The organism is Bradyrhizobium sp., from assembly GCF_049581145.1.
In the GTDB taxonomy this organism is placed as follows: domain Bacteria; phylum Pseudomonadota; class Alphaproteobacteria; order Rhizobiales; family Xanthobacteraceae; genus Bradyrhizobium.
In genome coordinates, this window is the sequence record NZ_JBAURI010000311.1 from 1 (window position 1) to 7,160 (window position 7,160).

At 65.2% G+C, this 7,160-nt stretch carries 7 protein-coding genes; 1 reads left to right on the forward strand and 6 read right to left on the reverse strand.

Annotation, left to right across the window (positions count from 1 at the left end):
- Positions 1-309: 309 nt before the first annotated feature.
- The 4 genes from WCB02_RS10385 to WCB02_RS10400 form a co-directional block, all read right to left on the reverse strand.
- Positions 310-633: a hypothetical protein gene (locus WCB02_RS10385; RefSeq protein ID WP_423958005.1), complete on the reverse strand. Its 324-nt coding sequence runs from the start codon at positions 631-633 to the stop codon at positions 310-312.
- 118 nt (positions 634-751) lie between these two features.
- Positions 752-1,777, reverse strand: coding sequence for an NADP-dependent oxidoreductase (locus WCB02_RS10390; protein ID WP_423958007.1), 1,026 nt, complete (start codon positions 1,775-1,777; stop codon positions 752-754).
- Positions 1,778-1,833: 56 nt separating this feature from the next.
- Positions 1,834-3,324, reverse strand: coding sequence for an IMP dehydrogenase (gene guaB / locus WCB02_RS10395; RefSeq protein WP_423958009.1), 1,491 nt, complete (start codon positions 3,322-3,324; stop codon positions 1,834-1,836).
- 205 nt (positions 3,325-3,529) lie between these two features.
- Positions 3,530-3,778, reverse strand: a complete 249-nt coding sequence (locus WCB02_RS10400) for a hypothetical protein (protein WP_423958011.1) — start codon at positions 3,776-3,778, stop codon at positions 3,530-3,532.
- Positions 3,779-3,927: 149 nt separating this feature from the next.
- On the opposite strand from WCB02_RS10400, the gene WCB02_RS10405 reads away from it, so the two are divergent.
- Positions 3,928-5,403: an MFS transporter gene (locus tag WCB02_RS10405; protein WP_423958013.1), complete on the forward strand. Its 1,476-nt coding sequence runs from the start codon at positions 3,928-3,930 to the stop codon at positions 5,401-5,403.
- Positions 5,404-5,725: 322 nt separating this feature from the next.
- Here the strand turns inward: WCB02_RS10405 and WCB02_RS10410 are convergent, their stop codons facing one another.
- Positions 5,726-6,415 carry an RlmE family RNA methyltransferase gene (locus WCB02_RS10410; protein ID WP_423958016.1) on the reverse strand — a complete coding sequence of 230 codons (690 nt, stop codon included), beginning with the start codon at positions 6,413-6,415 and terminating at the stop codon, positions 5,726-5,728.
- 7 nt (positions 6,416-6,422) lie between these two features.
- A partial coding sequence (locus tag WCB02_RS10415) for a Ppx/GppA phosphatase family protein (protein WP_423958018.1) occupies positions 6,423-7,160 on the reverse strand: 738 nt, incomplete at its 5' end.

Below are 7,160 nucleotides of genomic sequence, written 5' to 3' on the forward strand. Positions count from 1 at the left end.
GATCGGCACCAAGGAAGTCGGGCTGGTCGAGTATCGCTTCCAGCCGGACGCGGTCGAGGTGCGCTACGTCAAGGCGCCCGGCCAGATCGACGTCGATCTCGAAGAGGTGCTTGCCGCCCACCCGTAATGTCGCGTTGCCGCAGTCCTGATCATGGGACCAGAAACGCGGAATGGGTCGCGCACTCTTGCGAAACCCATCACGTCACACGCGGCGATGGGCTTTGCGATCAGACCGGACAAGGCTCCGACCTGATCGCTCGACCCATCTATACGGTCTATACGGTCCTGATTACCGCTCGCGCGTCACGACTATTGCCCGTACCACTCGACGCCCGGAGCCGGGCCGCCGTAATAGGCGTAGGAGTCGGCCGGCGCGAGCACCACACCGGGGGCCCAGCCCACCGCCGGCCCTGGCCCATAATATCCACCATATACTGCGCCAGGATAGGCGTGCCGGTAGTAGTAACCCGGTCGGGGCGTGGCGCGCACGCCGTAGCTGCCGGTCAGGTAGTGGCTGTCCGGATAATAAAAGCCGAAGGCGCCGGGCTCCTGCGTCACTCCCTGCGCCAGCGCGGGCGTGATGAATGTCGCCGCGGCGATGAAACCGGCCGACAGTATTCCAAGCTTGGTCATTGGCTTCTCCCATTGGATAGAAAGCCAACGACCGCGACTGCGCGGCGTTCCGTTCAAGGGCGCGTGAGCGAGACCGCGCGGGACATCCAGGTTCCGGGCGAGGCCGACGCCCATCCGCTCAGATCTCGTCCGGCCCGACCCGGACCAATTGCTTGCCGAAATTGGCGCCCTTCAAGAGACCCATGAAGGCCTCCGGCGCGCTTTCCAGGCCCTCGGTGACGAACTCCTTGTACTTGACCTTGCCTTCGCGCACCCAGGTCGACATGTCGCGCAGGAAATCGTCGCGGCGGCCGGCGAAATCGCTGACGATGAAGCCGCGGATCGTCAGACGCTTGGTCAGCACCGCGCGCATCAGGCCATCAGCCCATTTCGGCGCTTTGGCTTCGGTGTCGTTGTAATGCGCGATCAGGCCGCAGACCGGGATGCGCGCGAACGCGTTCAGCAGCGGAAACACCGCCTCGAACACCGCGCCGCCGACATTCTCGAAATAGACATCGATGCCTTGCGGACAGGCTTCCCTCAGCCTGGCCCCGAGATTGGGCTCGCGGTGGTCGAGACAGTCGTCGAAGCCAAGCTCCTGTTTGACGAAGGCGCATTTGTCCCTGCCGCCGGCGATGCCGATCGCGCGCGCGCCCTTGATCTTGGCGATCTGGCCCACCGCCGAGCCGACCGCGCCGGAGGCGGCCGCAACCACCACCGTCTCTCGCGGCTGCGGCTTGCCGATATCGAGCAATCCCGTGTAGGCGGTCATGCCGGGCATGCCGAGCACGCCGATCGCGGTCGAGACCGGCGCGAGCTTCGGATCGATCCTGCTCAATCCCTTGCCGTCGGACAGCGCATGGGTCTGCCAGCCGGCGCGCGCCAGTACGATGTCGCCCTTGGCGAAATTCGGATTGTTGGAGGCGATGACCTCGCTGACGGTGCCGGCCTCCATCACGCCGCCGATCGGCACCGGCGTCGCATAGGACGGCCCGTCGCTCATGCGGCCGCGCATATAGGGATCGAGTGACAGCCAGATGGTGCGCAGCAGGACCTGGCCGTCAGCCGGCGTCGGCACCGAAAACTCCTCGATGCGAAAGTCGGACGCTTTCGGCTCGCCCACCGGGCGAGACGCCAGAACGATGCGTTGGGCTTGTTCGGCCATGGTGTTTCCTCCGTTTGTTTTTCGTTGCGAGTAGCCCGCGCCAGAGACGCCGGAGATTAAACCGCGCCCGGATAATTCGGGCTTTCCCGCGTGATCGTGACGTCGTGCACGTGGCTTTCGCGAAGGCCAGCGCCGGTGATGCGCACGAACTGCGCCTTCTCGTGGAATTCGGCCAGGTTTCGCGCCCCGACATAGCCCATCGCGGCGCGCAGGCCGCCGGCAAGCTGGTGCATGACATTGGCGACCGGGCCCTTGTAGGGCACCTGGCCCTCGATGCCCTCCGGCACCAGCTTCAGCGTATCCTTGATGTCCTGCTGGAAATAGCGGTCGGCCGAGCCGCGCGCCATCGCGCCGACCGACCCCATGCCGCGATAGGCCTTGTAGGAGCGGCCCTGCCACAGGAACACCTCGCCCGGGGTCTCGTCGGTGCCGGCGAGCAGCGAACCCACCATCGCGATGTCGGCGCCGGCCGCCAGCGCCTTGGCCAGGTCGCCGGAATATTTGATACCGCCATCGGCGATCACGGACACCTTGGCTTTGCGTGCCGCCTCCACTGCATCCATGATGGCAGTGAGTTGCGGCACGCCGACGCCGGCAACCATCCGCGTGGTGCAGATCGAACCCGGGCCGATACCGACCTTGATCGCATCCGCGCCGGCATCGATCAGCGCCTGCGCGCCCTCCTGGGTGGCGATATTGCCGGCGATCACCTGCACGTGGTTGGAGAGCCGCTTGATGCGGCCGACGGCGTCGAGCACGCGCTTGGAATGACCGTGCGCCGTATCGACCACGATCAGATCGACGCCGGCATCGATCAGCCGCTCGGTGCGCTCATAGCCGTCCTCGCCGACGGTGGTCGCCGCCGCCACCCGCAACCGCCCCTGCGCGTCCTTGCAGGCCAAGGGATGCGCGACCGCCTTTTCCATGTCCTTGACCGTGATCAGGCCGACGCAGCGATATTGATCGTCGACCACCAGCAGCTTCTCGATGCGATGCTGGTGCAGCATCCGCTTGGCCTCATCCTGACTGACGCCCTCGCGCACCGTGACGAGGTTTTCATGCGTCATCAACTCGGAGACTTTCTGACGGGGATCGGTGGCAAAGCGCACGTCGCGGTTGGTGAGAATGCCGACCAGTTTTCCGGGCGCCCCCTTGCCGCCGCCGAGAACCACGGGAATCCCGGAGAAGCCGTGATCGCTCATCAGCGACAGCGCGTCCGACAGCATCGCATCGGGCCCGATGGTCAAAGGATTGACCACCATTCCGGACTCGAACTTCTTCACCTGCCGCACCTGGGCGGCCTGTCCTTCCGGATCGAAGTTGCGGTGAATGACACCGACGCCGCCGGCCTGCGCCATGGCGATCGCCATGCGCGCCTCGGTGACGGTATCCATGGCGGACGCGATGATCGGAATATTCAGCGGGATCGCACGGGTGACATGGGAGCGAATGTCGACTTCGGACGGCAGCACATCCGAAAGCGCGGGTTTCAGAAGCACGTCGTCGAACGTATAGGCTTCGCGAAGCCCCTGAAGTCCTTGCGCCATCGCCAACTCCTTATCCAGCGGCGGTTCGCCGCAATTCTTTGAGATGAGCACCGCCTTCGGCGAGGCCATCGGCGCCGCCGTCGAATCGAAGCCCATCGGTGGGGTTGACGCTGGTCGATAGCATGGTGTTGTGACGAATCAAAGCGCCTGCAAAAGCTTTTCGCCGGCCATTTTTTCCTCAGGCCCGGGTCGCCTCAAGTGCGGATCAGCGCGGATAGCCCGGTGGCGGGCCATAGCGGCGGATCGCCTCCACCACCTCGCGGTGCCGGCGTTCTTCCCGCTTCATATGGACGGCAATCAGCGCGTGCGCGGACGGCACCAGCAGCAAAGGATGAAAAACCAGCCCCAAAAGCAGGCAGAAGACGATCAGCACCAGATTGAAGATCGCCGAAAACGGCTGGCCGTTCAGCAACAGGCCGAGCGGCGGCAACAGGGCTGCGAGGAGATAGATCATCGACGCCTCCGGCGTTTTCCGTGACCCAGGATTTAGGTGTTTTAGCGGGTTCCGCAATAGCTTCCGGAACCAATAGCCTCAAAGACATAGGGGTGATACAGCCCCCCGATACAGCCCCTTGCCCGCCCTGCTCGCTCCTCCCGGAATTGATGAACAAACAACGCCTGATCCCGCTCATCGTCGCGACCGCCCTGTTCATGGAAAACATGGACTCGACCGTCATTGCGACCTCGCTTCCGGCCATCGCCGCCGACATCGGCACCAGCCCGCTGACGCTGAAGCTCGCCATCACGTCCTATCTGTTGTCGCTTGCGGTGTTCATCCCGGCGAGCGGCTGGACTGCCGACCGGTTTGGCGCGCGCATCGTGTTCGCGCTGGCGGTTGCCGTATTCATGGTCGGATCGATCGGCTGCGCGCTGTCGGGCTCGGTTCCCGATTTCGTATTCGCGCGCATCCTGCAGGGCATGGGCGGCGCGATGATGACGCCGGTCGGGCGGCTGGTGCTGCTGCGCTCGGTCGACAAGAGTGCGCTGGTGAACGCGATGGCGTGGGTCACCGTGCCGGCGCTGATCGGGCCGGTGATCGGGCCGCCGCTCGGTGGTTTCATCACCACCTATTTCTCCTGGCACTGGATTTTCCTGATCAATATTCCGATCGGGCTGGTCGGCATCGCGCTGGCGCTGAAATATATCGATCCGATCACGAGCGAAGACCCCGAGCGCTTCGATCTCTATGGCCTGGTGCTGGCAGGCATCGGGCTTGCCGGCATCGCCTTCGGCCTGTCGGTCGCGGGCCTCAATCTGCTGCCCTGGCCCGTGGTGGCGGCGCTGGTTGCGATCGGTTCGGTCTCGATGACGCTCTATGTGAGGCATGCGCGCCACACCGGATCGCCGGTGCTCGATTTCTCGCTGCTGCGGCTGTCGACCCTGCGCGCCTCGATCATCGGTGGCTTCATGTTCCGGCTCGGCATCGGCGCGCTGCCGTTTCTGCTGCCGCTGTTGATGCAGATCGGCTTCGGCCTGTCGCCGTTCCAGTCCGGGCTCGTCACCTTCGGCTCCGCCGCCGGCGCCATGGGCATGAAGACGCTCGCCGCGCGCATCATCCGCACCTTCGGCTTCCGCTACATGATGACGATCAACGCCGTGGTCAGTTCGGTCTTCCTCGCGGCCTGCGCGCTGTTCACGCCGGCGACGCCGCTGCTCCTGATCCTGATCATCCTGGTGGTCGGCGGCTTCTTCCGCTCGCTGCAATTTACGTCGATCAATACGGTCGCCTATGCCGAGGTCGAGCCGCCGCAGATGAGCCGGGCCACCACCCTGGTCAGCGTCAATCAGCAGCTGGCGGTCTCGGCCGGCGTCGCGGTCGGCGCGTTCACGGTGGAATCGACGCTGTGGCTGCGCCATGGAACCGAACTGAACGCGGCCGCGTTCGCGCCGGCGTTCCTGGTGGTCTCGTTGATCTCGGCGGCGTCGGCCTGGTTCTTCTGGCAGATGCCGGACGATGCCGGTCACGAAATCTCCGGCCGCAAGGCGATCGCGATCTCCAGCCGCAAGGGCGCCGCGAAGGCCGCCATCACCGCGGGCAGCGAAACGACGGAGGATGCACGGGATCAGAGGCTGGGCTAAACACCGCTCCCTCCTCGCCTTTGCGAGCGCACGCGAAACAATCCAAAAGCCTGTGCGTGTTGCGAGATGGATTGCTTCGCTGAGCCTGTCATCGGGCGGCGCTTTGCGCCGACCCGTTGGCTCGCAATGACGGCGCGAGAGTGTGCGCTCCCATCTCACGCCGTCATTGCGAGGAGCCCTTGCGACGAAGCAATCCGTCGCGCAGCACAGCAAGAGGGGATTGCTTTGTCGCCATCGAGCCAGCGCGCAGCTTTGTCATCGGGCGCGCATTCGCGCGACCCGTTGGCGCCGACCCGATGGCTTCTCGCAATGATGGCTTCTATCATTCCGCCTTGCCTGCACCCCGAAAGCCCATCGCCAGCACGTAGCGCTCCGAGGAATCCTGGCGGCTCGAGGCCGGCTTGACGTGACGCACGCTGGCAAAATCGCGCTTCAACTGCGCCAGCAGCTCTGCCTCGGCCCCGCTCTGAAACACTTTTGCCGCAAATGCGCCGCCGGGCTTCAGGACTTCGCCGGCAAAGGCCGCGGCGGCTTCCACCAGGCCGATGATGCGCAGTTGATCGGTCTTGCGGTGACCGGTGGTGTTGGCCGCCATGTCCGAGAGCACGACATCGGCGCGGCCGCCCAGCATCGCCAGCAATTTGTCCGGCGCATCGGCTTCGAGAAAATCAAGCTGCGCGAAGCTGACGCCGGCGATCTCGGGCATCTCCAACAGGTCGATCGCAACGACCTTGCCCCTGCCGTCGGCCGCGCCGATGCGCCTCGCCGCGATCTGGCTCCAGCCGCCGGGCGCGGCACCGAGATCGACCACGGTCATGCCGGGCTTCAGCAGATGATATTTGTCGTCGATCTCGATCAGCTTGTAGGCCGCGCGCGAGCGATAACCGTCGCGCTTGGCCTGCGCCACATAGGGATCGTTGAGCTGCCGCTCCAGCCAGAGCTTTGACGACAATTTGCGCTTGCCGCCGCTTCGCACGGTGACGTGAAGCCGGCCGGTTGAGTCCTTTGCCATCCGTGTTTCACCAGGCGCCGATGGCGCCGTCCTCGCGCATCATTTCGACCAGCATGCCCTCGCGCAGGCCGCGATCGGCGACGCGCAGCCGCGGCAGCGGGAAGGCCTGGCGGATGGCGTCGAGAATGGCGCAGCCCGCCAGCACCAGATCGGCGCGATCGACGCTGATGCAATTGTTGTTGGCGCGCTCCTCATAGCTCATCCCGAGCAGGCGGGCGATGGTCGCTGAGATATCGGCATTGTCCATCCAGATGCCGTCGATCCGGCGGCGATCGTAGCGCGACAGATTGAGATGGATGCCGGCCAGCGTCGTCACGGTGCCGGAGGTGCCGAGCAGGTGCATATCGTGGATCTCATCGCCATGCTCGGCCGCAAACGGCGCGACATGCCGGGCGACGGCTTCGACCATCCGGGCGTAGATCTCCGCCGTGACGTCCCTGCCCCCGAACAACTCGGCCAGCGTCACGACGCCGAGCGGGATCGACATCCAGGCCTTTGTGCGCGGCTCCGCGCCTTGGTCAACGGGCTCGCGCTCGATCCGGACCAGTTCCGTCGAGCCGCCGCCGATGTCGAACAGGATCGCGCCGCGGCCTTTCGGGTCGAGCAGCGGCGAGCAGCCGATCACCGCCAGCGCTGCCTCGGTCTCGCGATCGATCACCTCGAGCTGGATGCCGGTCTCGGCCGCGACGCGGTCGCGGAACCCGTCGGCGTTGGCCGCGGCGCGGCAGGCCTCGGTCGCGATCAG